Origin of the sequence: Polaromonas sp. UC242_47 (assembly GCF_044452385.1) — a bacterium.
In the GTDB taxonomy this organism is placed as follows: domain Bacteria; phylum Pseudomonadota; class Gammaproteobacteria; order Burkholderiales; family Burkholderiaceae_C; genus Polaromonas.
The window spans coordinates 155,174-179,192 of the sequence record NZ_JBIOAO010000003.1 but is presented as its reverse complement, the minus strand read 5'-3'; the positions used below and the strand labels follow the sequence as shown (position 1 = coordinate 179,192).

Here is a 24,019-nt window from a genome sequence, read left to right as displayed (position 1 = left end):
CTCTGCACGCCAGCCGAATCAATCGCGGATGTTGGCGTATTCAGCCAAACCGATGTACTTGGCCGTTTCCTGACGAATCAGTGCCGGCAGGTCTTCCTTGCCGGTGGCCGCGAAGATACCCATTTCATCGAGCTTGCGGCGCACGTCGGGCTCTTGCAGCGAGGCCTGCAAGGCCTGGCTGATCTTCTGGGCAATCTCCGGCGGCAGCTTGCGCGGCGCCATCAGGGAGAACCAGCCCACCAGCTCGTAACCCTTCAGCGCAGGATGCTCACCCAAGGCCGGCACGTTGGGCAAACTCGGCAGGCGTTTGGCGCTGGTGACGCCCAGGGCCGTCAAGCGGCCGGTTTGCAGAAACGGCAGCGCGGCATTCAATGACAACACCCCGAGTTCAATGTTGCCGCCGGCCAGGTCGCTGGTCAGTGGTGCCACGCCGCGGTAGGGAATATGCGTCATGAAGACGCCCGCCTTCTGCTTGAAAAGTTCACCCGCAAAATGCAGGGAGGAGCCCACGCCGGAGCTGCCATAACTGAACTGGCCTGGCATGCGTCGGGCTGCATCAATCAACTCGCCGGTCGTTTTCACCTTGCCCTTGGGGCCGGCCACCAGTAGCACGGGTGCGGTGCCGACCAGGCCCAGGGCATACAAGTCCTTCTGCGCGTCGTACTTCTGCACCTTGTTGATGGCGCCGGTGCCGGCCAGTTCGTTGCTGGAACCCAGGAGCAGTGTGTAACCGTCCGCCGGGCTGCCGACCGTGCGCTGGGTCGCAATGGTGCCGGCAGCGCCGCCCTGGTTGTCGATCACGATCGTGGCCTGCAAGTGTTTCCCCAGGGCCTCGCCCACCACACGGCCGACAAAGTCCACCGACCCGCCGGGCGGGTAACCGATGATGATCTTGATGGGCCGGGACGGGAAGTCGGACTGGGCTGCAGCCCATGGTGCTGCCATGGCGGCCACAAGGACCGGGGCAGCGGCGAGGATGGTACGGCGGCAAGCCAGAAGTGAGGATAGGTTCATGGTGGAAGGAGGAGTGGGAGGTAAAAGAAAGGCAGGCGATTCACCATGCCGCGCGGTTGCTCGAAAAGAAAATGCTCGGCCAGCTTGACCCAATAGGTGGCCGCGATCGGCAGGCAGGCGTCGTTGAAGTCGTAGCCCGGGTTGTGCACCATGCAGCCGCCCGTCCCATGGGTGTCGCCGACACCGTTACCGACGATGAGGTAGCTGCCCGGGCATTTTTCGAGCATGAAGGAAAAGTCCTCGCTGCCGGTCAGCGGCTGAAGATCGGCAATCAGGCCGTCCTCTCCCAGCCAGTCCAGCGCCACCTCGCGCGCAAACGCCGTCGCCGCCCCGTCGTTGACCAGCGCCGGGTAACGCCAGCGGTACTCGATCTCGGCCCGGGCACCCAGTGTGGCCGCCTGCGCCTGCACCACCTCTGTGATGCGTTCGCGCAGCATCTGGCGGACCTCGGGCCGGTAGGCACGCACCGACAGCCGCATCTCCACCACCTCGGGGATGACATTCGGCGCGTCGCCGGCATGGATGGCGCCCACCGTGATAACCGCCATGTCCCGCGGATCGGTGTTGCGCGACACGATGCCCTGCAGCGCCAGGATGACGTGCGCTGCTGCCAGCACCGGGTCCGCCGCCAAATGCGGTGAGGAGCCATGGCCACCGCGGCCATGAAGTTTGATGATGACCGTGTCGGACGAGGCCATGAAGGAGCCGGCACGGAAACCAAACTTGCCGGTCGGAAAACCCGGCATGTTGTGCAGGGCAAAAATCGCGTCACAGGGGAAGCGCTCGAACAAGCCGTCCTCGATCATCTTGCGGCCCCCGCCCAAGCCCTCCTCGGCGGGTTGGAAGATCAGGTGCAGCGTGCCGTCGAAGGCGCGCTCGCTGGCCAGGTGCCGCGCCGCGGCAAGCAGGATCGCGGTGTGGCCGTCGTGGCCGCAGGCGTGCATCCTGCCCGCATGGCGACTGGCGTAAGGCAGCCCGGTCTGTTCATGAATCGGCAAGGCGTCCATATCGGCCCGCAGGCCGAGGGTGTGCGTGCCGGCCCCCAGCTTCAGGGTGCCGACGATGCCGGTGCCGCCCAGGCCGCGATGCACGTCGTAGCCCCACTCGGCCAGACGCTGCGCCACCAGTTCGCTCGTGGCATGCTCCTCGAACGCCAGTTCGGGGTGGGCATGCAGGTGATGGCGCAGCGCCACCATGTCCTTTTCGATGTTCCGGATACCGGGCAATACAGGGTCCATGCGGCAATTTCTCCTTATTTGTTGACAGGGCGGGTGCGCGTGGGACTGCGCAGCGCCGTCTCGATCAGAAAGTGTAGGAGTGGACCCGTCGTCCCGAAAGACGCCAAAAAGTCGTCATGCACACCTGTGGTCGTCCCCTCCCCGGATAATGGGAGCGATGAAACTGCACCAACTTCGCTACCTGGTGTCCATCGCGGACTGCGGCAGCATTCGCGCCGCCTCGCGGACCCTGGGCGTGACGCAAGCGGCCATCACCAAGGGGCTGCGCGAGTTGGAGGCGGAATGCGGCGTGGCGCTGTTCGAGCGCAACAGCAGCGGCATCAGCTTTACCGAGGCCGGCCGCGCGCTACAGCAACATGCGCACCTCGTTGTAGAACAGATGGCCAAAGCCGGCGAGGACATGGCCCAGCGGCGCAACCCGACCGCGGCAGCGCGGCTGTCCATTGGTGTCACACCGTGGATTGCCCAGGCCTTGCTGCCGCGTGTGCTGCACTCATTCCGTGCGGAAATGCCCCATGTGCAACTGGAGTTGTTCGAGGGCCTGTCCGCTGTCGCCTACCCGCGCCTGCGCGACGGTGCCATCGACCTGCTGCTCGGGCGCATTCCGCAAGGCAAGCTCCTGACCGACCTGGATGTGGTGCCGCTTTTTTCCTACAGCGCCACCGTCGTGGCACGTGCGGGCCACCCGCAGGAAAAGGCGCGGTCGATACACGAGCTCGCTGACGAGGAGTGGATACTGAATTTCACGCAGGAAGAGCAGAGCGCCTGGCAACACGACCTGTTCCTTCAGCACGGCGCGCCCTTGCCCAAACGTATTCACATCGCGCACTCGGCGTCGCTGATGCTCAACATGGTGCAGCATTCCGACATGCTCACCCTGTGCCCATGGCCGCTGGTCGAAACCGACCTGCTCCGCAACGCCGGCGTACAAGCCTTGCTCCTGAAGGAGGAATTTGCGCTCCGGACCGTCGGCACTCTGCGCCGCCGGCACGAAACACCTTCGCTCCCTGCGCAGCGTTTTCTCGCGCACTTCGCCGAACAAATCGAGGCCGGGGCCACCTCGTCGGACCCCGAACTGCGCCGGGTGTTCCGGTCCATTGACCGGCTTCGTTAATCTTGCCTGCGACGGCCGGCATCAAGGCTTGAAGCCAATCGGGCGGGCCTCCCGCACCTCGGGCTTGATGCGGTGTTCGGCTTCGAGCTGGCCGAGAAATTCGTCGGCCGTGAACGCCGCCGCGAGTATGTCGATCTGGCGCTTGACGGCGGCAAAGTCACCGGGGCACAGCTGCGTCAACCTGGCCAGACGGTCACGCATGTCGGCAGTCAGCGCCGCCGCCTCGCCGGCCAGCGCTTCAGTGACAAACATGGTTTCGCGCTGCACCATCGTCAGCGGCATGAACTTGATCTTGAAGGTGAAGCGCCGCAGGGCCGCCTGGTCCAGGCTTTCCAGCAGGTTGGTGGTGCAGACAAAAATACCGCCGAAACGTTCCATGCCCTGCAACATCTCGTTGACCTCGGTGACCTCGTAAGTGCGTTGCGCACCGCGCCTGTCCTGCAGAAAACTGTCGGCTTCATCCAGCAGCAACACCGCCTTTTCGGTTTCGGCCTCGCTGAACATCGCCGCCATGTTCTGCTCGGTTTCGCCCACGTATTTGCTCATCAAATCGCTGGCCTGCTTGATGATCAGCGGGCGCTCCAACGTCTTGGCCAGGTGTTCGGCCAGTGCGGTTTTGCCGGTGCCGGGCGCGCCGTAAAAACACAAGCTGCCGTGGCCGCGGGCTTTCAGCGCCTGCACGATGCGCGGCACGTCAAAACGCGACTCCACGTTCAGCATGGCCAGGTCGTAGGTGGTGACGCTGCGCCGCCCGGAGACATCGGCCTTGTTGCCCAGCGCCAGATCGGCGTTTTTGAGCTGGCGCTCGATCAGCGATTCCGTCAGGGCCGTGTTCCCACCAGACAGAATGGCTTGTATGCCTTCGCCATCGGTGTCCTTGCCGGGTTCGCTGGCCAGTTTGGCAAAACGTACCGCCGTGCGGATCTGCGCCGGCGTCAAACCTTTGCGCCCGGTGAGCCTGGCCACAAAGGCGTCGCTGACGGCCACCCCTTCCAGGGTTTTGCGCACCAGGCCCTCGCGGGCACCAGGCGGCGGCGACTTGAGCTCCAGGTGGTAGGCAAAACGCCGTCGGAAGGCCGGGTCGATCTGCTCGATGCGGTTGGTCACCCACAAGGTGGGCACGGTGTTGGACTCCAGAATCTGGTTGACCCAGGCCTTGCCGCTGACCGAGCCTGTCGCGGGTGCCGCCATTTGTTCGGAGCGCGCCATCAGTTGCGCAGCCTCGCTGGAGATGGTCGGGAACACGTCTTCCACCTCGTCAAACAACAAGGCCGCATGGGCACTGCCCTTGAGAAACACCTGGGCGATCTGCAGGGAGCGGTAACGGTCACGGCCGCTCAGGGAATTGCCGTCGCGGTCGGCGTATTCAACCTCGAACAAGTCCAGCCCGGCGGCCTGCGTCACCACCTTGGCCAGCTCGGTTTTACCCGTGCCCGGCGGGCCGTAAAGCAGCACATTGACACCGAGCTCCCTGGCCGCAACCGCATGGCGCAACAACGACACCAGCACCTGGGTATCTTCGCGGGCAAAAGCAAAATCGGCCAGCCCCAGCGTGCTGCGCTCCACCGGCCGGGTAAAAACGGCCATCAACTCGTTCTGGTCGCGGTACTCGCGCATCAACACCGGCGGCAGTTTTTCGCTGACTTTCATGAGGTCGGCCAGGTCGGTGATGTTGTGTTCGGAAATCAGGTTTTCGACCATGCCGATACGCTCCAGCCGCGAGCCGGCACGCAAGGCTTCGGCCACCTCGTTGGCCTTGACACCGGCCACCTCGGCGATCGCCGCATACGCTTCCGGCGCGTTGCTGACCTTGAACTCCACCAGCAGGGAGCGCAGGTCGCGCTGGTAACGTGCCAGCGTGCCGTAAAGCAACAAGGCGCGTTCGGCCTGGTTGAGCTGCAGCAAATTGGCCAGAGCATCGATGTTTTTCTCCACCAGCGTGGACTGTTTTTTCAGTGCATGGGTCAACCAGTCGCCGGTGGCGCCCAGCACCGACAACAAGTCCTTGGGCTGGTCCTTGGCGTGTTCGTCCAGGTAAAAAAACAAGGTGCCTTCTTCATACGGCCCACGCCAGGCGCCGTGGCGGCTCATGAAAGCAGTGTCGCTGAGCGCCTCATGGCCGCGCCAGAACTCGTTGTCCTTGCAGCGCCGGCCCAGGAATTCGCGCAGGCGCTGCAACGCGGGCAAGGGCCACACCAGGTGGCGGCCCGACAGCGACAGCAGGCTGTTGAGGTCGCGCCGCACATTGAATTTGGCGCCTTGGCGCGCCGCCAGAGTCAGCACAAAATGGGAACACATCAGGTCCAGCACCGGCGCATCCTTCAGGCCGGGAGACAGCAGCAGTGGACCCTGCTTGTCGGCACCCAAACGCTTGTTCATGGAGGACCTCCGGCATAGAAGGAAAACGATTTTCACCTGCACGCACAGTTGACTCAAACCTAACCATAACGCAGCTTGAGGCATGAGGGAAGACGCGGCTTTCAAGCGCCCGTGGATTGCGCCACAAAACCGGCCACAATCGATACGCCCCCGGAGAAAATATGCGCCCCCACGCTCACGTTTGTTCGTCATCCCAAAGGAAACCACATGCTGGCCTTGACCGATATTGAGGCCGCAGCGCTGCGCTTGCAAGGCCAGTTGCTCGACACCCCCTGTGTCGCGTCCAAAACGCTGTCCCAGATCACCGGGGCGGAGATTTTTCTGAAGTTTGAAAACCTGCAGTACACCGCATCCTTCAAGGAGCGCGGGGCCTGTAACAAACTGGTGCAGCTCTCGGCTGAAGAACAGCGCCGCGGCGTGATTGCCATGAGCGCCGGCAACCACGCCCAGGGCGTGGCTTACCATGCGCAACGCCTCGGTTTACGCGCGGTGATTGTGATGCCGCGTTTTACCCCCGGCGTGAAAGTCGATCGCACTCGTGGCTTCGGCGCCGAAGTGGTGTTACATGGTGACACACTAGAAGAATCACGCAGCCATGCCCTGGCGCTGGCCGAACGCGAGGGCCTGGTGTTTGTCCATCCTTATGACGACGAAGCCATCGTTGCCGGCCAGGGCACGGTGGGCCTGGAAATGTTGCGCGCCGTGCCCGAACTCGACACCCTGGTCGTGGCGATAGGCGGCGGCGGCCTGATCGCCGGCATGGCCACCGCAGCCAAAGCCATGAAGCCAAGCATCGAGATCATAGGCGTGCAAACCTCGCGTTTTCCGGCCATGGTCAATGCCATCAAGGGCACCCATTACCCGCAAGGCAGCAGCACGATTGCCGAGGGGATTGCCGTCGGCAGCCCCGGCGTGATTCCGCAGGCCATCATCGCGCGCCTGGTCGATGACCTGGTGCTGGTCGACGAGGGCGATATCGAGCAAGCCATGGTGATGTTGCTCGAAATTGAAAAAACCCTGGTCGAAGGCGCGGGTGCGGCCGGCCTGGCCGCCTTGCTCAAGTACCCGGAACGTTTCAAAGGCAAAAAAGTCGGCCTGGTGCTGTGCGGCGGCAACATAGACCCGCTGTTGCTGGCGGCCATCATCGAGCGCGGCATGGTGCGCGCCGGACGGCTGGCCCGCATCCGTGTCAGCGCGCGCGACGTGCCGGGCTCGCTGGCCAAAATCACCGCCACCGTGGCCGATGCCGGCGCCAACATCGACGAAGTGCACCACCAGCGGGCCTTCACCATGTTGTCGGCGCAAAACGTGGACATTGAACTGGTGATCCAGACCCGCGGACGCGACCATATCGTCCAGGTCCTGGCAGTTCTGAAAACCGCCGGTTTTGAGGCCGAGGAACAACTATGAACCCAGCGCTATTGCAAGCGGCCCTGCCGGAATATGTTGCACCCTGGGTGCAGGCGCTGGGACTGATCGTCGAGTCGCGGGACGAACACAGCGTCCTACTGCGCCTGCCCCAGAACACCGCGCTTTCACGCGTCGGTGGGCATGTTGTGCGGACAAGCCATGATGGCGGCGGCAGATACCGCCATGGTGCTGGCGCTGATCAACCACTTCGGCGAATTCAGGCCCTGCACCACGGTGCAAATGAACAGCAGTTTTCTGAAACCCCTGTCCAGTCAGGATGCGCTGATCGAGGCACGCGTGTTACGCGCCGGCAAATCACTGGCCTTTGGTGAGATCGACATTCGCGGCGCCGATGACGGCAAAAGTGTGAGCCGCGTCACGACCACCTACGCGCTGTTGTAACGCGCCGGAAGAAACCCTCGCCAAGATAGACTTTTTGCGCTCTTCTTAAGTTCTTTGAGCGGGCCTTTCTCCGATCCTCCGGGAACGATAGCGCTTTTCAAGGGATTCTCGCTGCCTCTTCAGTGGCTCCACGATAATGCAGGCCTGCTCATTTCACGGCCTCCTCCGCTCTTATGCCCCCTATTGCCGTCAATTTTCGCCTGATCCTCGTTTGCCTGGTTGCCGCGTCAGTCGGTTTGTCCATGGCCATCATCAGCCTCTCCAAGGCGGCTTTGCTGCTGCTTGCCCTGGCGTCGCTGCTCTGGTTGGGTCGCAAGCCAGTGTCCGCTGCCCACTTGAGGGCCCTGCGCACCCCGACGGCCATTTTGCTTGCTCTCGCCGGCCTGGCTTTGAGCATCACCTGGTCAGACGCGCCATTGCAGCAAGCGCTGGAAGCCTGGGCCAAACATGCCAAACTGCTTGTGATTCCGGTGCTCCTGTGGTTGATACGCAGTGAACGCGACGCCAAGCTGGCCTTTCTGTCTTTCATGGGCGCCCAGGTGTTTCTTCTGCTCAGTTCATGGCTGTTGGTCCTGCGTGTCCCCTTGCCCTGGGCAACCTCGGACATGGCCTTGACGCACTACGCGGTTTTTTCCAGCTACTTGGACCAGTCCATCATGAGCAGCGTCACGGCGGCCCTGTGCTGGCACCTGAGGCATCTGGCGCCAGGGCGTTGGGGGCGCACACTCGTTTTGACGGTGATAGCACTAGCACTGGCTAACGTCCTTTTTGTCATGAATGGGCGAAGCGGCCATGTGGTGTTGATCGCACTGATCTCGCTGGCCATCATGTGGGCGTTGCCAAAGCCCTATCGGCTGCTGGCCGTCGTCGTCCCCTTTGTCGTGTTGCTGGCTGTCATGCTGGGCTCGACCCTGGTGCGCGACCGGATGATGGCAGTGGGTCAAGAGATTAACTCTTACGCAACGGTAGGCAAAATCGATTCCTCCTCTGGCGAGCGACTGAACTACTGGTCCCGTTCCCTGGAATCGATGTCGCAACACCCCGTCATCGGATCGGGCGTAGGCAGCTGGAACGCCGAGTACCGGCGACTGGACCAGGGCAAAGGCTCAGCGGACTCTCAAAATGTACGCAATCCTCACCAGGAATACCTGCTTTGGGGCGTCGAGGCCGGTGTGATCGGCATCCTGTTGTTGTTGAATATCTTGTTGGCGGTCTATCGCGATGCCTTGCGCATGAACACACCCATGGCCAGAGCCACCCAGTCAGTCTTGGCGGCGATGGCCCTCGTCTGTCTGTTCAACTCCAGCCTGTTTGACGCAACCATTGGTGATTTCTTCTGCGTGACCTTGGGATTGATGCTCGCGCTCGGCTGGTACAGCCGGTCATCCGCCCAGACTACAGGCGCCTAATTCCAACCAATCACATCAAAACCCTTTTCGCCCAGGCAGCGCTGCACAAAGTTGCGGTAGGTACCGCTGGGCCGGTCATTGCGGAAAGCGCCCTGCACCGCGCCGGCCGAACCTCCCACGGCAGCCCCTCCGACCCCGGCACGCAAGACACCTTCACTGCCCCGACCAGTGATCAATGCGCCCACGGCAGACGCCACTGCACCAGTCGCGGCACCCGCCCCGGCACCACGAGCGACGGCATTGGTTTTTTCGTCAGGGCTCAGACCGGCAGACACGGCCCTGACCATGCAAGCATCCGCCTCGGCACACCCCTGGGCATCACCGACGCGGTTCAAGGTCGCGTTGGGGTACAACACCGGCCGAGCCGACGGGCTGTTGGCCCCGGTACTGGCACAACCCGTCAAGCCACCCAGCAGCAAGACCGACACAACGACAAGTCCTCGCTTGGCAAAAAGAGACATCTCGAACTCCAAAACAAATGTTGTCCGGCGCAGTGCCGGACCATCACAACAAGATATTAGTAGCGCGCGGGCCGGTTTGTGATCCATCGGCTCAAAAAGGTAAAATAGATCAGTTGTCCCAGTTTCCAGGAATCATCACCATGTCCAGCTCCCACCACGCTACCCCCGCCGCGCACAGCAACCCTCTCCAGGACCAGGAACAGGACGCCGTTGAAGCCATCGTGCCGCTGATGCCCCTGGTCTTGCCTCTTGCGGGCGGCGTCTTGATGTTCCTGTTGGCCTTCATCGCCGTCTACATGGCTTGAGGCGTCAAGGCTAATTTCCCAACATTTTCGGTAACTGCATTTGTTGCCGAAATCAAGTCTCTGCGCTCAAACAAGTCATTGCCTGACGGCCTTCACACGCCGCTTGATGGCTCTACTTGTTTTTGTTGACGTCCGCATCCATCATGATTGACGCAACCCGAACAGCGCGGCATGCCTTAACCCGGACATCTCCGTAGTGCACGCAGCCAAGCTGCGATCTTCTGCATCCCCAGAAGTTGCTTAAGCGCATGCTCAAAAAACTCACCTCCGCGCTGGATGGCCGCTTGAAGCAACTGGCCCTGGCAACCACCACGCCGCAGTTGACAAAGCCCATCGGCACCGCGTCTCCGCAACAGTACATTGCCGAGGCTGGCTATCAGAAGGTCGGGTGGCGAGCCTGGCGACGAAGCCTGGTGTTCATGGCTTCGGGTCAGGCAAACGTCAAGATCAATTCACTGGAAAATGCCGGAAAAAGAGGACTGTGGCTCTATGCTGGCGAAGGGCAAGTGGGTGATGCCTTGATGGACCTGGCGCCGCGATCGCTGCTGCAAGGTCAGGGCTTTCACATGGACTTGCTGACCGACCCGCACCTGGCCCGCTTGTTTCAGGACGACCCATGGTTTGCAAGTGTCACGGATGACGCCTCCGTGCTGGCCGCGGTGCCTTACGATTTTGTCATCGTCTTGAGCCACAAGCGACGCTCGCTCCAACCCAAGAGCAAACACTTCAAGAAGCTGCCTTGGGTGTCCATCCTGGAAAACTTCACGGGCCCGAATTTCGATCGCTCGGGTTACGCCACCCAGCGCCTTGCCGACTTGTTGGGGCTGGAACTAAGCCCTACCGAATTTACCGAGCACGCCCGCCAGAAGCTCAAGCCGCGCCTGGCGCCTGCCGGCTTTGAGCAGGAAACCGCGCACCTGGGTAAGGCGGTTGCCCTGTCGATAGGCGGCGTGGACCCCTTGCGCACCTACAGCGCCTGGCCCCAGGTGATGTCGGCCTTGATGTGTCATGGCATCCATGAATTTCTTCTTATCGGCAGTGACAACGGCCTGGCCGATGCGCAGCGCATAGAGCAGGAACTGGGCGCTTCGGCGCGAATACATAACTACGTGGGCAAATGTTCGCTGGCGCAAAGCCATGATCTGCTGGCCGCCGCCCGGGTGGCGGTTTGCACCGACGGTGGCCTGATGCACCTGGCGGCCACCACCGCCACACCCGTGCTGGGTCTGTTCAGCGCCGCCATCCAGCCGGAATGGCGGCTCCACCCTCGGCCGGGCATCGCCTTTGTTTGTTCGAACTCGGCGGATGTCAACGATGCCTCCGTGCAAGAGATCGTTGAAAAAACGCTGTTGCTGTGTCACGCACCCCCTCCAGCACAAACATCTTGATTCACGGACGGGGTCGTAGACCCCTCTGAAGCGGCCACCTCTTGCGGGTTTGATCAGGCCGCAAGACCGGCACTCACGCGCGGCCGGCGCATTCCCGCCCGGATTGTCATCACTACCAGAACCGCAGCAAAGTCTATGCATAACCTCATGCAAGTTTTGCATATGTTTTACCCGTAACCGCCAGGTAACTCCGCCCGAAGTTCTTAAAATGAATTTTCTGGTCGATCCGTGGCGCCTGGAAAAGCAGGTGACCTGCTGCTTTTTTTGAGGCTTGGCGACGTAGCCCCTTCGGCTGCAGCCCCCACCCGCCGACCGGGAAACGTGTGAGGGCACGCCGTATCTGCTTAACGGCTTGGCGGGCCAGATTGTGAAGCCGCTTGAAGCGCCATTTCGACAAACGTCTCGATGTCCCCATCCGACGCTTGCCGAAATAACGTTTTTTAACTTTGGAGCTTTCGATGAACCACCCCGCCATGCAAGGGCTTACGCTGAATACGCCCAGCTATGTCAAACACGCCAAACTGATCGCCTGGGTCGCCGACATGGTGGCCTTGTGCAAGCCTGACAGTGTTTACTGGTGCGACGGCAGCGACGCCGAATACCAGCGCCTGTGCCAGCAACTGGTCGATGCCGGCACCTTCAAAAAACTCAACGAAACCAAACGCCCGAACAGCTTTCTGGCCTGCTCCGACCCGACCGACGTGGCACGCGTGGAAGACCGCACCTTCATCTGCTCGGCCAGGAAAGAAGACGCCGGCCCGACCAACAACTGGATGGCGCCCGCCGAGATGCGTGCCACGCTGCAGCCGCTGTTTGACGGCTGCATGAAAGGCCGCACCATGTATGTGGTGCCTTTCTCCATGGGTCCGCTGGGCTCGCCGATTGCCCACATCGGCATCGAACTGTCCGACAGCCCGTATGTGGGTGTCAACATGAAAATCATGACGCGCATGGGCAAGGCCGTGTTCGACGTGCTCGGCACGGACGGCGAGTTTGTGCCCTGTGTCCACACCGTGGGCGCGCCGCTGAACCAAGGCCAGAAAGACGTGACCTGGCCTTGCAACAAGACCAAATACATCGTGCATTACCCCGAGACGCGCGAGATCTGGTCTTACGGTTCCGGCTACGGCGGCAACGCGCTGCTGGGCAAGAAATGTTTTGCGTTGCGTATCGCCTCCAACATGGGCAGGGACGAAGGCTGGCTGGCCGAACACATGCTGATTCTGGGCGTGACTTCGCCTGAAGGCAAAAAATACCACGTGGCAGCGGCTTTCCCGTCCGCCTGCGGCAAGACCAACTTCTCCATGCTGGTGCCACCGGCAGGTTTCGAGGGCTGGAAGGTCACCACCATCGGTGACGACATCGCCTGGATCAAACCCGGCCAGGACGGCCGTCTGTACGCCATCAACCCGGAAGCCGGCTACTTTGGCGTGGCACCGGGCACCAACATGTTGACCAACCCGAACTGCCTGCGCAGCCTGGACCGTAACGTGATTTTCACCAACGTCGGCCTGACCGACGACGGCGACGTCTGGTGGGAAGGCATGGAAAAAGACGGCCCCATGCCAGCGCACCTGATCGACTGGCAGGGCAAGGACTGGACACCCCAAATCGCCAAGGAAACCGGCGCCAAAGCGGCCCATCCCAACTCGCGCTTCACCGTCGCCGCCACCAACAACCCGGCGCTGGACCCAGCCTGGAACGACCCGGCCGGCGTGCCCATCGACGCCTTCATCTTCGGCGGCCGCCGTTCCAACACCGTGCCGCTGATCACCGAAAGCCGCGACTGGGTCGAAGGCGTGTACATGGCTGCCACCATGGGCTCCGAGACCACGGCCGCCATCACCGGGCAGGTTGGCGTGGTGCGCCGCGACCCCTTCGCCATGATCGCTTTTGCCGGCTACAACATGTCGGACTACTTCCAGCACTGGCTCAACATGGGCAAACAACTGGAAGCCACCGGCGCGAAACTGCCGAAAATCTTCACCGCCAACTGGTTCCGCAAAGGCGAAGACGGCAAGTTTGTCTGGCCAGGTTACGGCGAAAACATGCGTGTGCTGAAGTGGATGATTGATCGCGTTGAAGGCACCGGCCAGGGCGTGGAACACATCACCGGCGTCAGCCCGCGTTATGAAGACATCAACTGGAAGGGCCTGGACTTCAGCGCCCAGCAGTTCGACAGCGTGACCAGCATCGACAAGGCCGCCTGGCTCAAGGAGCTGGCATTACACGCCGAACTGTTCAAGCAACTCGAACATCACCTGCCGAAAGAGCTGGAGGAGACCAAAGCTGCGATTGAGCGCCGCCTGGCAGCCTGACCGGCCCCCAGGACCCTGCCGCAGTTGCGGCAGGGCGCATGACCTGCGCCTTGCCTGATGCGCGTCTTAGTCAAATCGTCCAGACGCAAAAAAGCCACCGATCCGGTGGCTTTTTATGGCCGCCGCAAGGGCGGCCGGTGTCAGCGCTTAGATGTAGTTGCGCTGGTAGGCACGCAGTTCTGCGCCACCCAGACGGATGCTGCGCTTCGGCAAGACTGGCAGCATGGGCAACACCGCCACCGCTGCGGCCACCTGGGGCGCCGTTGCCACTTCCGTGTCAGCTTCACGGCGTGCCATCGCGGCCTGCAGGTCAGCCATCATGCGGGGGTCGGCTTTGGCCGCTTCCCACATGCGCAAGTCGGCGCGGCCGCGGGCAATGCTGCTCGACCAGGCGTCCAGACCCGTGATCACACGTGCCGCCAGACGGCGTGCGGTGCCGGCAAACAGGGCCAGCGCGGCAAACGTCACCGCCCAGAAAGCGACCCAGATCGCCAGCAGATGGCCGTCGGCCCAGCTCGCGATCAACTGGTCGGCCACCACCATCATGGCGGCCACCAGGGCGGCCAAAAGCAGGGTCGCGAGGCCTTTGCCGCTGTCAAAGTTGCGGCGAAGCTGACCAGCCGCGTCCACAGCCGACTCGAAACGAGCCACGGCGGGGTGTTCGGTGGGATAGCTGATGTTGACGAAACTGCTGCTCATAGTGGTTCTCCTGAAAGAGTGCCACCACCGACATTGGTTTGGGCACAGACGAATATTAGGGTTTTTACTGATGTTACTCAACTTTATCTTTGTGATTCAATTCATTCACAACAGTGATAATTGGATGATTCCAATGGAAAACTCATGGATCAGCTCAACTTCCGCACCCTGGACCTGAACCTGCTGCGCGTGTTTGACGAAGTCATGGCCGAACGCAGCCTGACCCGGGCCGCGCGCAACCTGTCTTTGACGCAACCGGCCGTCAGCAATGCCTTGCGCCGCCTGCGTGAAACCCTGGGCGACGAGCTGGTGCAGCGCAGCGGCCAGGGCATGGCGCCCACACCCCGCGCCCTCGCGATCTGGCCGGCCGTGCGTGAAGCCCTGCAGCAACTGCAGGAGTCGCTGGTGCCCAACGCCTTTGTGCCCGCCAGCGCCAGCAACACCTTTGTGCTGGCCATGGCCGACGCCACGGCGGCGACGCTGATCCCCGGCCTGGCCGACATCCTGGAGCATGAAGCGCCCGGCGTCTCGATACGTGTGGTGCCGCTCACCACCCGCGACCCGCGGCGCCTGCTGGACGAAGAAAGCTGCGACTTGGCGGTCGGATACTTCCCCTCGGTGCTGGCCGACCTGACGGCCCACGCCCAAAGCGGCGAACCCATGCCATTTTTGTTTCACCGGCTGTATGACGGCGAATACGTCTGTGTGATGCGCAAAGACCACCCGCTGGCCAGCGGCCCGCTCACACTCAACCGCTATTGCGCCGCCCGCCACATGCTGGTGAGTTTTTCCGGCCGGCCGTATGGGTTTATCGACGAGTCACTGGCCTCGCTGGGGCGCAAACGCCACGTGGTGCTCACCGTCAACCAGTTTTTCACCGCCGGCCGGGTGGTCGCCAACTCCAACCTGCTCACCGTGCTGCCGCGCAACTTCATCAGCGTCACCGGCATCGCCGATCAACTGGTGCGCCGCTCCCTGCCCTTTGACGTGTCGCCGGTGCATGTCGATGCGCTCTGGCACCGGCGCTCCGAGCAACGCAGCGCCCACATGTGGCTGCGCCAAGCCGTCATGCGGGCCGCCAAACATGCGTTTTCCGGCGTCACCCCGGAATTGATATAAATCATAGCCGCAGCCCCTGCTACGCGGGCGCAAACAGCTATCTTATTGGTAGCAGTTCAAAACCTCAGCGGACCACGCTGAGATAGGCAAATGCGGCGCGGCGCAATTCCTGGGCCTGCTCCGGGTTGCGGCCGGCACGGTCACCGGCGCTTTCCATCAGTTTTTGCGCAAAGTCCTGGGCCGGGGCCAAGGCTTTGGAAAAAGGCAGCAAACGGGCGAGTCGAGCGATCAGCGTGTTCATGACAAAGTCACCTCAAGATGTTGAAAAATGGCGATGACTTGAGATTAAGGGTTTTCCCTAGGTTTGCAAGCCTAGAAGCGTCCGATTCTCATGCATAAAACGCATAGTTGCCGCAGCGGGCGGGCATAGCCGGGCTTCCCGCACAATCAAGGGGTGAATATCCAGCTCCTTTCCGACCTGCACCTTGAGTCCAACCCACACTTCACGGCCCAGCCCCTGCCCGGCGCCGATCTCCTGGTGCTGGCCGGCGACATAGGCTCTTACCAACAGGGCTCGCGGCTCAGCGAACTGGGCGTCAGCGACTTCGGGCTGGCGCGTTTTTCGCCCTTGCCGCTGGCGCAGGGCGGCGCGGGCTGGCCGACGCCGGTGTTTTTCCTGCCCGGCAACCACGAGTACGACGGACTGGACTTCGAGGCCACCCACCTACGCCTGCGCGAAACCTGCAAGCGTCTGGGCATGGTCTGGCTGGAGCGTGAAACCGTGGTTTTTCAGGGCCTGCGTTTTATCGGCTGCACCTTGTGGGCCGACTTTGATGCCTTAAGCGCCGACGCCGCCCGCGCCGGCGACATCACGCTGGGCCAGCAACTCCTGGCGCGGGAAAAAGCCTTTCGCGCGGCGAATTTTTACCTCAACAAAAACCACAGCTTTCAAAACGGCGAACCCATGCTGGCCGAGGCCGTGCGCGAGCAAGGCCTGCAAAGCCAGGCCTGGCTGCGGCAGGCGCTGGCTCAGCCCTTTGACGGCCCCACCGTGGTCATCACCCACTTTGCACCCAGCCTGCTCAGCGCCGACCCGCGTTATGGCCTGACCCCCGGCACGGCAGGATTTTGCAATTCCATCGACGAGTTGTTGCCACTGGCCCAGCTCTGGCTGCATGGTCATTTGCATTGCCCCATCGACTATGTCAAGAGCGGCTGCCGCGTGATGGCCAACCCACTGGGGTATGCGCGCAATGGCGAGCAGGACGGCTACCAGCCCCATCTTCTGATCAAAGTAGGCAACTAGCCCTTAATCCTCAGGCATGGCTAGCTATTAAATTTATAGCAAACAGCAGCCCCCCGATACAGCCCGGAAAACACCGGCGCCGGGTTTTTGAACCTTTGGGCCAGGCCGTGACTCAGTCCTGATGCACGGCTTGTTTCAAATCGGCGTTCCTTTTTTCTTGCCGCCGCTGTATCTTGTGCTTATGCCTTGGTTCTTTGCCAGGGGTGCCCGGAGGATGATCATGAGAAAAACCTGGACTTCCGCCTTGGTTTGGCTGGGCGCCGTTTCAGCCGCCCTGCTGCTGGCTTGGCTCGCCCCCAATGAAACCCGCGTAATGGGCCAGTTGCCCGTGCTCACGGCGCACACCCCGGACCGACAGGCGATCGCCCTGCCGCACGGCTTGCCGGCCGAACGCACCTTGGCCCTGATCACCTTCCACGGCGCCCAGCAGGCGTCTATCGAAGGCTGGATTCATGGCCTGCGGCTGCAGGATGATCCGGCCATCGTCTGGGTTCGTATGCCGGTGCTCAACGACACGGGCAACGCCGACAGGCGCAGCGCCATTGAAACCAAGCTGTCGCGCAAGTACCCGGCTGAGGCCGAACGCGATCGGCTGATGCCAGTCTTCACCGACCGCGACCAGTTTGTCCGCGCCGCCGGCCTGAACGGCACCGACCAGGTCTACGCGGTGGTGATCAACCGCCGGGGCGAGGTGCTGGCCCGGGTTGAAGGCGGGTTTGACCCCGACAAGGCGCAAAACCTGCGCGAAACCCTGCTGGCCCAGAATTTCTAGCGCTTCAGCGCCGATTCACGCGTTCAGGCCATCGCCGGCACGGCCAGCCCCGGCGCCTCGCCCAGGGTGAAATAAAACGTGGCGCCCTGGCCCGGCGCCGACTCGGCCCAGACCCGGCCGCCATGCCGCGTGATGATGCGGTGCACCGTGGCCAGGCCCACGCCGGTACCGGCAAACTCGGTCACCGTGTGCAGGCGCTGGAAGGCGCCAAACAGCTTGTCCGCATAAGTCATGTCAAACCCCGCGCCGTTGTCGCGCACGGCGTACACGGCCTGGCCGTCCGGGCCGCGCGCGCAGCCAAAGGTGATGCGGGCTTGCGGCTGTTTGGCGCTGAACTTCCAGGCGTTGCCCAGCAGGTTGTCCAGCACCTGCTGCAACAGGCGTGGATCGCCCTGGGCCCGCAGGTTGGGCGCGATGGCCAGTTGCACGTTGCGGCCAGGCTCACGCTCGCGGTAACCGCCGAGCACCGCGTTGGCCATGGCGCTCAGGTCGGCGCGGTCCCAGCGCAAGTTGGTGCGCGAGACCCGGGCCAGCGACAGCAGCGCGTCAATCAGCTCACCCATTTGCGCCACCCCGGCGCGTATGCGGTTCAGGTAATGCCGGCAACTGTCGCTGACCACGCCGCCTTCGTTGAAGTCCTTCTCGAGCAAACCACTGAAACCGTCGATGGCGCTGAGCGGTGTGCGCAAGTCGTGAGAGACCGAATACGAAAACGCCTCCAGCTCCTGGTTGGCCATCTGCAACTCCGCCGTGCGTTGCCGCACACGTTCTTCGAGTCCGGCGTTGAGGCGCAGGATTTCTGCCTGGGCCTGCTGGCGCTCCAGGCGCGAGCGGACGTTGCCGATGCCGAAGGCCAGGTTGTCGGCCAGTTCCTGCAGCAGCTTGATTTCGTCGTCGGCGAGTTTTTCCACCGATGCGGAGTACAGCGCCAGCAAACCAAAGGTGCGGCTGCTGTCACGCAAAGGCAACACCACGGCGCTGCGGTAGCCGCGCTGCACAGCCTCCTCCGCCCAGTGGAACTGGTTGTCGCCACGTGTGATGTCTTCGCTGACCGTGGCCTGGCCGCTGCGTATGGCCTGACCGGCCGGCCCACGACCGTTGGGCCGGTCGGCGTCCCAGCTCAGATGGATGCTGGACAGGTAGCCCTCCTCGCGACCGGCATGCGCCATCGGCAGGATGCTGCGCGCCGCATCGTCCTGCGCATAACCGACCCAGGCCATCTGATAACCGCCGCCTTCCACCGCCAGGCGGCACACCTGCTGCAACAGGCCGGCTTCGTCGTCCATGCGGGTCAGGGCTTCGTTACAGCGGTTGAGCATTTTCAGCGCCCGGTTGGTGCGCGCCAGTTCCTGGTCCGCGAGCTGGCGCTCGGTGATGTCGGTGAACACCGCCAGCCCGCCTATCAGCCCGCCCCCCTGGTCGCGCAAGGGCCGCAGGTTCATGCGCAACACCCGATCACCGCCTTTTTTGCTGCGCAGCACGAGGTCCCAGTTGTCTATGCTTTCGCCGCGTATGGCACGGCTCAACGGCCTGTCCTGCGACGTATAAATTGTCTGGCCGTCCGGCGAGATCAGCGTGTGGTGCCCACGCCACTCCTCAAGCGTGGTGCCAGCCTCCACCGTGGGAAAGAGTTTTTTTGCCGCCGCGTTGAAGCGCAGAAAACGACCATCGACGTCGGCCGCAATCACGCCTTCACTCATGCTGTTGATGATCAGCTCCAGCAGCCCGTGCTCCTTGCCGATGCGGGCCAGCGCGCCGTCCAGCTCGGTCTGGCGCAGCTGCAGTGATTCGGCCATGCGGTTGAAGGTTCTGGCGAGGTGGCCCAGTTCCCCCTGGCCCACAGGCCCGACTTCGACCCGGGCCGCCAGGTTGCCGACAGCCAGCTCATTGGCTTCGTGCAGGATGGCCTGTACCGGCGTGACAATCAGGCGCCGGCCCATCCACCAGGCGCAAGCCATGCCGAACAGGGCCGTGCCCAGCAGGACGACCAGCTCCAGCACAAACACGTGCCAGGATTTCTCGGCAATCAACGCGCGCGGCATGCTGACCGCCACAAACAGCGCGCCGCTCGCGGCCCCCGGCACGGGCGCAAAAGCGTAGAGGCGCTGCTGGCCCTCGGCGTCCAGCGCTTCGTCGGTGCCGGTCTGCGGGTCCCGCAAAAACGCGCGGACCGCGGCGTCAGACAACACCGTGCCAACGGCCGCGCCACCCACGGGGTGCGTCGCCAAAACCGTGCCCTTGCGGTCGGTCAGGCTCACGCTGACACCCGCCGGAACCGCAACCTCGGCCAGTGCGGCGCGGAACGCATGCACGTCCACCGCCGTAAAGGCCACGGCGCTCAGGACCCCGGTCGGGCTGTACACCGGCATCACAAACCCCACGCCGGCTTTGCCGCTGCTGCGTTCGGTGTCGTACTCCCCGATCTCGAATTGCCGGCTGAGCAAGGCCCGCTTGAACAAGGGGTGCGCGCTGGCGTCAATACCGACCCGCACCGGCCTGGAGTGGCATAAAACCGTGCCATCCGTCGCCACCACGCCCAGGCCGGCATAGGCCGGCTGCAAGGCCTGCAGGCTGCGCAGGTAGTCGCCACACAAATTGGCCTGCTTGTTTTGAACGGTAGAGGAGTTGGCGATGTCGCCCAGCAACTGCTTGGCGGACTCCACCAGGGGTTGCTCGTGCGCCGCGATCAGCAGGGCATCGGACTGCAGGCGGGCCTGGGCCAGCCGCAGCGCCGCGTCCTGGTTCTCGGCAGAAACCCAGCCAAACAGGCCAAACACCGGCGTGAGCGCCACCCCGACCAGCAAGACCAACCGGGAGCGCAATCCCCATGAACTCAACATGCCATCGCCTTCTTGTGCCTTTCTATTTTTCACAGCCACCGTGCGCCCTGCCCGGCTGGACAAGACGAGTGTGCCGGACGAATGACACTGTCAGCCCCGTGCAACTGAGGCTGTCATCGTAGCCCGTCGAAACAAACTTGGACAAGGTGCGTATTGATGTTTTTTTGCAAAAAACGTCCAAGTGGTCACCGTTTGTCCAAAACGCAAACGCCATCGCGTTGGCCACGGCAAGTGCGCGTCCTTTTATCGCTTGTTGCAGTCATCCCCTGAAGGCCTAACGGCTAATTTTCTTAAAAATTCAGCCCTGGACCGACGCGCGGCAAAAAATCTTCACGGTGCGCGCGGCAAACGCTGCGGCTGCTCGGGGCCCAGGCGCTCCCCCATCCAGCGCAACAAATCCAGCCACATCTGGCGCGTTTCGGCGTCCAGAGGTGTACGTGTCGCGTTGGGCAGCTCGATGGTAACCACCGGCACGCCCTTGTGCACACCGCCGTAATTGCCCAGCGATCCCGGAAAGATGCCGACCTGGTCGAGGTACAGGCGCCCGAGCCTGGACGGCGGCACCGACGGGCCGTCAAAGTCCAGCACCCCATAAGGCACATGAATGCTGACAATCAGGTTCGGTTGGAAGCGCTGCATCTCGCTATGCAAAAACGCCGACTCCGGCTCCGACAGCGGTTGGTGGCCCGGCCAGCGGCGCGGATCCTTGCGCGTGCGTTTTTCCCAATACACCTTGGCATCCCGCGCCCAGTTCGGTGTCGGGAAGTTGCGGTTCAGGTCCACGCCGTTGGCATTGACGCGGCGCGGCGGCGTGGCCAGCAGGCCGTCAGGATTGAGCGCGGGGATAAAACGCCAGTGGATGGCCTGCGACCAGGGCGCCGCCGTCTGCTCGGCCAACGTGATCCAGTGCAGCGCCACCGCGGCCGAGGACAACTCGTCCCCATGGATGGCGCCCAGCACCAGCACACGCAGCTTGGTCTCTTCCGGCTGGATGTCGCGCGCCCATAAAGTCCGCCCCTGAACCGACCGCGCCGTCGTGGCCTGGAGCTGGGCGGCCTCGCACAGGCTGCGCTTGACGTTCGGCAATCTACGAACAAAATCATCACAAGGCGCCGCCGCATGAACACCAGCCGCTATAAAAAGTGAAGCAGCCAGGGCGGCGGCGGGCCAACGGATTTGCATTCAGCAAGTTTACGCGGCGGCCTGTGGCGAGCGGGGCCGGGCAACCTCATGGCGCTTCAGGTAAATTAGCCGGATGTTGCCCCCCGCTCCCCCACGTCAAGCCAGCCGACCAAGTTTTTCACCGCGCGAGTTCCGCGCCGCCCTGGGCATGTTTGCCACCGGGGTCACGATCGTCACCGCGCGCACCGCCAGCGGCGAACTGGTCGGGCTGACGGCCAACTCCTTCAATTCGGTCTCGCTGGCGCCGCCGCTGGTGCTCTGGAGCCTGGCGCAGGCGGCCGGCTCCATGCCCACCCTGAGCACCGGCTCCCATTACGCCATCAACATCCTCGCAGCCGACCAAAAAGAGCTGGCCGAGCGTTTTGCCGCCAAGCGCGAAGGCCGCTGGACCGATGTGGCCTGGACCGAAGGGGTGGGCGGTGCACCGCTGCTGACCGGCGCCGCCGCCACCTTTGAATGTTTCAACCGCAGCCGTTATGAAGAAGGTGACCATGTGATTTTTGTCGGCGAGGTGGAGCGCTGCAGCCACCGCGCCGGGGCGGCGCCGCTGCTGTTTCACGGTGGCCGGTTTTACACCGAACATCCCTTGTGAACCCATGGCGCGGACCTGGTCGCCCTTGTCCTGCCTGCCTGGCGTGCTGATGGCGCTGCTGGCCGCCAACGTTCATGCACAAGCCGCGCCCGAAAAAAAAGAACTGGTTCGACGACCCGTTTTTCCAGGTGAGTAGCGGCCTGCCGGCCTGTCCGGTGCCGCTGGGGCCGCTGCTGACCGAGGACGAACAACGCCAGCAAGCCCACGGCCGCATCGAACGCGGCACCCGTTGCTTCAGGGCCGGCCAGTGCCAGGATTTCAACGCCTACCGCTACGACAAAACGCTGGCCGCACCGGTGCAGGCCGCGCTCCAGGCGGTGCCGGGGATGGCCGCCAGCAGCGTCTGGGTCACCATCCAGCGGCGCTGGGTGTTTCTTGAAGGTTGCGTATCGCAGTCCGCCCTGATCCCGCGCCTGGTGCAGGCGGCCCAAGCCGTGCCGGACGTCGAAGCCGTGGTGCCCCTGCTGATGACAGGCACCCGGGCCAAGCCGCGTTACGCGGTCCAAGCGCCCTGAATTTCAACCTTTCCTCCATATGACCCCACGCAAAACCCACCTCGACACCTTGTCCATGTCCCTGCTGCTGGCCTGCTGCCTGTTCTGGGGTTTCCAGCAGGTGTTGGTCAAGGCCACGCTGGTGGAGATGGCGCCAGCTTTCCAGGCCTCGCTGCGTTTTGCCGGTGCCACCTTGCTGCTGCTGCTCTGGTGCGCCTGGCGCGGGGTCAAGCTGTTTTCGGCCGACGGCTCGCTGCGTGCGGGCCTGCTGGCTGGCGGCCTGTTTGCGGCCGAATTTGCCTGCCTGTATGTGGGGCTGCAATACACCAGTGCTTCGCGGCTCACGGTGTTTCTCTACACCTCGCCGTTCTGGGTGGCTATCTTGCTGCCCTTTTGGGTGAAGTCCGAAACCCTGAGGCCGGTGCAATGGGTGGGCCTGGCCTGTGCGTTTGCGGCCGTGGCGTTTGCCTTGCGCGAAGGGTTCAGCGCCGGCGTCGCCTCGACTTGGGTCGGCGACACCATGGCGCTGGTCGCCGGCATGTTGTGGGGGCTGACCACGGTGGTGATACGCGCCTCGTCGCTGGCCAAGGTGTCGGCGGAAAAGCTGCTGTTCTACCAGGTGGCGGTCAGCACGCTGGCCTTGCCGGTCTTGTCACTGGCGCTGGGCGAAGCCCGGGTCTGGTCCTTCAGCCCGTTTGCCATCTCCTCGCTGGTGCTGCAAACCGTGGTTGGTGCTTTTGCCAGCTACCTGGCCTGGATGTGGATGTTGGGCCGTTACCCGGCCACCAAAATTTCGGTGTTTGTGTTTTTGACGCCGCTGTTTGCCCTGCTGTTCGGCGCCTGGTGGCTGAAAGAAGCGGCGACACCCAGCCTGTTGGCGGCACTGGTGCTGGTGGCGTTAGGCATTGTGCTGGTCAACCGCAAGCCGCGTGTCGCCGCCTGAGCGCTGGCCGGCTCACTGCAGCTGGTGGCTCAGCACCAGATCGGCAAACACCTTGCCGCCTTGCGAAATATGCTCGCGCATGGCCTCGGCCGCAGCCTCGGCGTCACCCGCCAGGATGGCGCTCACGACGGCCTCATGTTCGGCCTGTGAGCGGGCCAGCCGCCCGGCTTTCTCGAACAACTGCCCCCGGAAGGCGGACATGCGCAGCCGCACCGTGCGTGTCTGCTCCACGATAAACGGGTTGCTGCTGGCCGTGTAAATCACCTCGTGCAGCGCGGCGTTGGCGCGTTCATAAGCCGCCGCATCCTGGGCCGCGGCCTGCTCGGCCGTGCCCTGCAGGGCCAATCGCAAGGCCTCGGCCAGTGCCGGGTTGAGCCGCAGGGCGGCCAGCCGGGCCAACACGCCCTCCAGCTCCCCCAGCGCTTCCATCATGGCCACCAACTCACTGGCACTGGGCCGGTGCACATAAATCCCGGTGCGCGGAATGATGTCGACCAGGCCCTTGGCGCCCAACAGCAACAAGGCCTCGCGCACCGGGGTGCGTGAGGTTTCAAAACTTTGCGCCAGGGCTTTTTCGTCAATCGCCATGCCGGGCGCCAGCTTTCCCGTCTGGATGTCTTGCTCCAGTTGCAGGCGAATGCGGTCTTGCAAACGGTCGGGGTCTAGGGTTTTTACGGGTTGCCGGCTCATAGGG

The 24,019-nt window shown here is 63.0% G+C and carries 23 protein-coding genes; 13 read left to right on the top strand and 10 right to left on the bottom strand.

Going from position 1 to position 24,019, the window contains the following annotated elements; translation table 11 throughout:
* Window positions 1-18: 18 nt before the first annotated feature.
* Together ACHMXK_RS22535 and ACHMXK_RS22530 are read right to left on the bottom strand one after the other, a co-directional pair.
* Window positions 19-1,014 (bottom strand): Bug family tripartite tricarboxylate transporter substrate binding protein, encoded by a 996-nt coding sequence (locus ACHMXK_RS22535; protein WP_397442924.1) that lies wholly within the window; start codon window positions 1,012-1,014, stop codon window positions 19-21.
* Window positions 1,011-2,252, bottom strand: coding sequence for a M20 aminoacylase family protein (locus ACHMXK_RS22530; protein ID WP_397442923.1), 1,242 nt, complete (start codon window positions 2,250-2,252; stop codon window positions 1,011-1,013). Before ACHMXK_RS22530 ends, ACHMXK_RS22535 begins: the two co-directional genes overlap by 4 nt.
* A 157-nt stretch (window positions 2,253-2,409) precedes the next feature.
* Here ACHMXK_RS22530 and ACHMXK_RS22525 point away from each other — a divergent pair, with 157 nt between their 5' ends.
* Entirely contained in the window at window positions 2,410-3,366 is a 957-nt protein-coding gene (locus tag ACHMXK_RS22525; protein WP_397442922.1) for a LysR family transcriptional regulator, read from the top strand.
* Between the two features lie 21 nt (window positions 3,367-3,387).
* On the opposite strand, the gene ACHMXK_RS22520 is transcribed toward ACHMXK_RS22525, so the two are convergent.
* Complete coding sequence (locus ACHMXK_RS22520; RefSeq protein ID WP_397442921.1) at window positions 3,388-5,745, bottom strand: ATP-binding protein; 2,358 nt, start codon at window positions 5,743-5,745, stop codon at window positions 3,388-3,390.
* 207 nt (window positions 5,746-5,952) lie between these two features.
* On the opposite strand from ACHMXK_RS22520, the gene ACHMXK_RS22515 reads away from it, so the two are divergent.
* From ACHMXK_RS22515 to ACHMXK_RS22505, 3 genes are all read left to right on the top strand, one after another.
* Entirely contained in the window at window positions 5,953-7,155 is a 1,203-nt protein-coding gene (locus ACHMXK_RS22515) for a threonine ammonia-lyase (RefSeq protein WP_397442920.1), read from the top strand.
* 141 nt (window positions 7,156-7,296) lie between these two features.
* Entirely contained in the window at window positions 7,297-7,557 is a 261-nt protein-coding gene (locus tag ACHMXK_RS22510; protein WP_397442919.1) for a PaaI family thioesterase, read from the top strand.
* A 242-nt stretch (window positions 7,558-7,799) separates the two neighbouring features.
* On the top strand, window positions 7,800-8,966 hold the full coding sequence (locus ACHMXK_RS22505; RefSeq protein WP_397442918.1) for an O-antigen ligase family protein: 1,167 nt from the start codon (window positions 7,800-7,802) through the stop codon (window positions 8,964-8,966).
* On the opposite strand, the gene ACHMXK_RS22500 is transcribed toward ACHMXK_RS22505, so the two are convergent.
* Window positions 8,963-9,427, bottom strand: coding sequence for a glycine zipper family protein (locus ACHMXK_RS22500; protein ID WP_397442917.1), 465 nt, complete (start codon window positions 9,425-9,427; stop codon window positions 8,963-8,965). The genes ACHMXK_RS22505 and ACHMXK_RS22500 overlap by 4 nt on opposite strands.
* 140 nt (window positions 9,428-9,567) lie before the next feature.
* On the opposite strand from ACHMXK_RS22500, the gene ACHMXK_RS22495 reads away from it, so the two are divergent.
* Both ACHMXK_RS22495 and ACHMXK_RS22490 read left to right on the top strand, forming a co-directional pair.
* A complete protein-coding gene (locus tag ACHMXK_RS22495; protein WP_318404086.1) occupies window positions 9,568-9,732 on the top strand; it encodes a hypothetical protein in 165 nt (54 codons plus the stop codon).
* 248 nt (window positions 9,733-9,980) lie between these two features.
* A complete protein-coding gene (locus ACHMXK_RS22490) occupies window positions 9,981-11,120 on the top strand; it encodes a glycosyltransferase family 9 protein (protein ID WP_397442916.1) in 1,140 nt (379 codons plus the stop codon).
* Between the two features lie 145 nt (window positions 11,121-11,265).
* Here the strand turns inward: ACHMXK_RS22490 and ACHMXK_RS22485 are convergent, their stop codons facing one another.
* Window positions 11,266-11,595: a hypothetical protein gene (locus tag ACHMXK_RS22485; protein ID WP_397442915.1), complete on the bottom strand. Its 330-nt coding sequence runs from the start codon at window positions 11,593-11,595 to the stop codon at window positions 11,266-11,268.
* Here ACHMXK_RS22485 and ACHMXK_RS22480 point away from each other — a divergent pair.
* The gene (locus tag ACHMXK_RS22480; protein ID WP_397442914.1) at window positions 11,579-13,438 is read left to right on the top strand and encodes a phosphoenolpyruvate carboxykinase (GTP); all 1,860 of its coding nucleotides are present in this window, start codon (window positions 11,579-11,581) and stop codon (window positions 13,436-13,438) included. The two genes, ACHMXK_RS22485 and ACHMXK_RS22480, sit on opposite strands and share 17 nt — an antisense overlap.
* A gap of 147 nt (window positions 13,439-13,585) precedes the next feature.
* Here ACHMXK_RS22480 and ACHMXK_RS22475 read toward each other — a convergent pair whose 3' ends face one another.
* Window positions 13,586-14,137 carry a hypothetical protein gene (locus tag ACHMXK_RS22475; RefSeq protein WP_397442913.1) on the bottom strand — a complete coding sequence of 184 codons (552 nt, stop codon included), beginning with the start codon at window positions 14,135-14,137 and terminating at the stop codon, window positions 13,586-13,588.
* A 144-nt stretch (window positions 14,138-14,281) separates the two neighbouring features.
* Between ACHMXK_RS22475 and ACHMXK_RS22470 the strand changes: the two genes are divergently transcribed.
* The gene (locus ACHMXK_RS22470) at window positions 14,282-15,256 is read left to right on the top strand and encodes a LysR family transcriptional regulator (RefSeq protein ID WP_397442912.1); all 975 of its coding nucleotides are present in this window, start codon (window positions 14,282-14,284) and stop codon (window positions 15,254-15,256) included.
* A 64-nt stretch (window positions 15,257-15,320) separates the two neighbouring features.
* On the opposite strand, the gene ACHMXK_RS22465 is transcribed toward ACHMXK_RS22470, so the two are convergent.
* Complete coding sequence (locus tag ACHMXK_RS22465; RefSeq protein ID WP_318404074.1) at window positions 15,321-15,497, bottom strand: hypothetical protein; 177 nt, start codon at window positions 15,495-15,497, stop codon at window positions 15,321-15,323.
* 153 nt (window positions 15,498-15,650) lie between these two features.
* Here ACHMXK_RS22465 and ACHMXK_RS22460 point away from each other — a divergent pair, with 153 nt between their 5' ends.
* Together ACHMXK_RS22460 and ACHMXK_RS22455 are read left to right on the top strand one after the other, a co-directional pair.
* Window positions 15,651-16,502, top strand: coding sequence for a metallophosphoesterase (locus ACHMXK_RS22460; protein WP_397442911.1), 852 nt, complete (start codon window positions 15,651-15,653; stop codon window positions 16,500-16,502).
* Window positions 16,503-16,722: 220 nt separating this feature from the next.
* Window positions 16,723-17,274: a hypothetical protein gene (locus ACHMXK_RS22455; RefSeq protein WP_397442910.1), complete on the top strand. Its 552-nt coding sequence runs from the start codon at window positions 16,723-16,725 to the stop codon at window positions 17,272-17,274.
* A 23-nt stretch (window positions 17,275-17,297) separates the two neighbouring features.
* Here ACHMXK_RS22455 and ACHMXK_RS22450 read toward each other — a convergent pair whose 3' ends face one another.
* Window positions 17,298-20,114, bottom strand: coding sequence for an ATP-binding protein (locus ACHMXK_RS22450; protein WP_397442909.1), 2,817 nt, complete (start codon window positions 20,112-20,114; stop codon window positions 17,298-17,300).
* Between the two features lie 330 nt (window positions 20,115-20,444).
* Window positions 20,445-21,296, bottom strand: coding sequence for a M14 family zinc carboxypeptidase (locus ACHMXK_RS22445; protein ID WP_397442908.1), 852 nt, complete (start codon window positions 21,294-21,296; stop codon window positions 20,445-20,447).
* Between the two features lie 73 nt (window positions 21,297-21,369).
* On the opposite strand from ACHMXK_RS22445, the gene ACHMXK_RS22440 reads away from it, so the two are divergent.
* The 3 genes from ACHMXK_RS22440 (at window position 21,370) to ACHMXK_RS22430 (ending at window position 23,325) form a co-directional block, all read left to right on the top strand.
* Window positions 21,370-21,888, top strand: a complete 519-nt coding sequence (locus tag ACHMXK_RS22440) for a flavin reductase family protein (RefSeq protein WP_397442907.1) — start codon at window positions 21,370-21,372, stop codon at window positions 21,886-21,888.
* 74 nt (window positions 21,889-21,962) lie between these two features.
* The gene (locus ACHMXK_RS22435; protein ID WP_397442906.1) at window positions 21,963-22,403 is read left to right on the top strand and encodes a BON domain-containing protein; all 441 of its coding nucleotides are present in this window, start codon (window positions 21,963-21,965) and stop codon (window positions 22,401-22,403) included.
* A 19-nt stretch (window positions 22,404-22,422) separates the two neighbouring features.
* Window positions 22,423-23,325 carry a DMT family transporter gene (locus ACHMXK_RS22430; protein WP_397442905.1) on the top strand — a complete coding sequence of 301 codons (903 nt, stop codon included), beginning with the start codon at window positions 22,423-22,425 and terminating at the stop codon, window positions 23,323-23,325.
* Window positions 23,326-23,337: 12 nt separating this feature from the next.
* Here the strand turns inward: ACHMXK_RS22430 and ACHMXK_RS22425 are convergent, their stop codons facing one another.
* Window positions 23,338-24,015: a GntR family transcriptional regulator gene (locus ACHMXK_RS22425; RefSeq protein ID WP_397442904.1), complete on the bottom strand. Its 678-nt coding sequence runs from the start codon at window positions 24,013-24,015 to the stop codon at window positions 23,338-23,340.
* Window positions 24,016-24,019: the final 4 nt, after the last annotated feature.

What these genes read in the sequence shown, in the direction of transcription:
- ACHMXK_RS22520 (WP_397442921.1), bottom strand. Translation starts at nt 5,745, where the DNA reads ATGAACAAGCGTTTGGGTGCCGACAAGCAGGGTCCACTGCTGCTGTCT.
- ACHMXK_RS22490 (WP_397442916.1), top strand. Translation starts at nt 9,981, where the DNA reads ATGCTCAAAAAACTCACCTCCGCGCTGGATGGCCGCTTGAAGCAACTG.
- ACHMXK_RS22470 (WP_397442912.1), top strand. Translation starts at nt 14,282, where the DNA reads ATGGATCAGCTCAACTTCCGCACCCTGGACCTGAACCTGCTGCGCGTG.
- ACHMXK_RS22485 (WP_397442915.1), bottom strand. Translation starts at nt 11,595, where the DNA reads ATGGCGGGGTGGTTCATCGAAAGCTCCAAAGTTAAAAAACGTTATTTC.
- ACHMXK_RS22525 (WP_397442922.1), top strand. Translation starts at nt 2,410, where the DNA reads ATGAAACTGCACCAACTTCGCTACCTGGTGTCCATCGCGGACTGCGGC.
- ACHMXK_RS22510 (WP_397442919.1), top strand. Translation starts at nt 7,297, where the DNA reads ATGTTGTGCGGACAAGCCATGATGGCGGCGGCAGATACCGCCATGGTG.
- ACHMXK_RS22530 (WP_397442923.1), bottom strand. Translation starts at nt 2,252, where the DNA reads ATGGACCCTGTATTGCCCGGTATCCGGAACATCGAAAAGGACATGGTG.
- ACHMXK_RS22445 (WP_397442908.1), bottom strand. Translation starts at nt 21,296, where the DNA reads ATGCAAATCCGTTGGCCCGCCGCCGCCCTGGCTGCTTCACTTTTTATA.
- ACHMXK_RS22425 (WP_397442904.1), bottom strand. Translation starts at nt 24,015, where the DNA reads ATGAGCCGGCAACCCGTAAAAACCCTAGACCCCGACCGTTTGCAAGAC.
- ACHMXK_RS22435 (WP_397442906.1), top strand. Translation starts at nt 21,963, where the DNA reads ATGCACAAGCCGCGCCCGAAAAAAAAGAACTGGTTCGACGACCCGTTT.
- ACHMXK_RS22455 (WP_397442910.1), top strand. Translation starts at nt 16,723, where the DNA reads ATGAGAAAAACCTGGACTTCCGCCTTGGTTTGGCTGGGCGCCGTTTCA.
- ACHMXK_RS22515 (WP_397442920.1), top strand. Translation starts at nt 5,953, where the DNA reads ATGCTGGCCTTGACCGATATTGAGGCCGCAGCGCTGCGCTTGCAAGGC.
- ACHMXK_RS22430 (WP_397442905.1), top strand. Translation starts at nt 22,423, where the DNA reads ATGACCCCACGCAAAACCCACCTCGACACCTTGTCCATGTCCCTGCTG.
- ACHMXK_RS22495 (WP_318404086.1), top strand. Translation starts at nt 9,568, where the DNA reads ATGTCCAGCTCCCACCACGCTACCCCCGCCGCGCACAGCAACCCTCTC.
- ACHMXK_RS22450 (WP_397442909.1), bottom strand. Translation starts at nt 20,114, where the DNA reads ATGTTGAGTTCATGGGGATTGCGCTCCCGGTTGGTCTTGCTGGTCGGG.
- ACHMXK_RS22535 (WP_397442924.1), bottom strand. Translation starts at nt 1,014, where the DNA reads ATGAACCTATCCTCACTTCTGGCTTGCCGCCGTACCATCCTCGCCGCT.
- ACHMXK_RS22480 (WP_397442914.1), top strand. Translation starts at nt 11,579, where the DNA reads ATGAACCACCCCGCCATGCAAGGGCTTACGCTGAATACGCCCAGCTAT.
- ACHMXK_RS22440 (WP_397442907.1), top strand. Translation starts at nt 21,370, where the DNA reads ATGTTGCCCCCCGCTCCCCCACGTCAAGCCAGCCGACCAAGTTTTTCA.
- ACHMXK_RS22500 (WP_397442917.1), bottom strand. Translation starts at nt 9,427, where the DNA reads ATGTCTCTTTTTGCCAAGCGAGGACTTGTCGTTGTGTCGGTCTTGCTG.
- ACHMXK_RS22505 (WP_397442918.1), top strand. Translation starts at nt 7,800, where the DNA reads ATGGCCATCATCAGCCTCTCCAAGGCGGCTTTGCTGCTGCTTGCCCTG.
- ACHMXK_RS22465 (WP_318404074.1), bottom strand. Translation starts at nt 15,497, where the DNA reads ATGAACACGCTGATCGCTCGACTCGCCCGTTTGCTGCCTTTTTCCAAA.
- ACHMXK_RS22475 (WP_397442913.1), bottom strand. Translation starts at nt 14,137, where the DNA reads ATGAGCAGCAGTTTCGTCAACATCAGCTATCCCACCGAACACCCCGCC.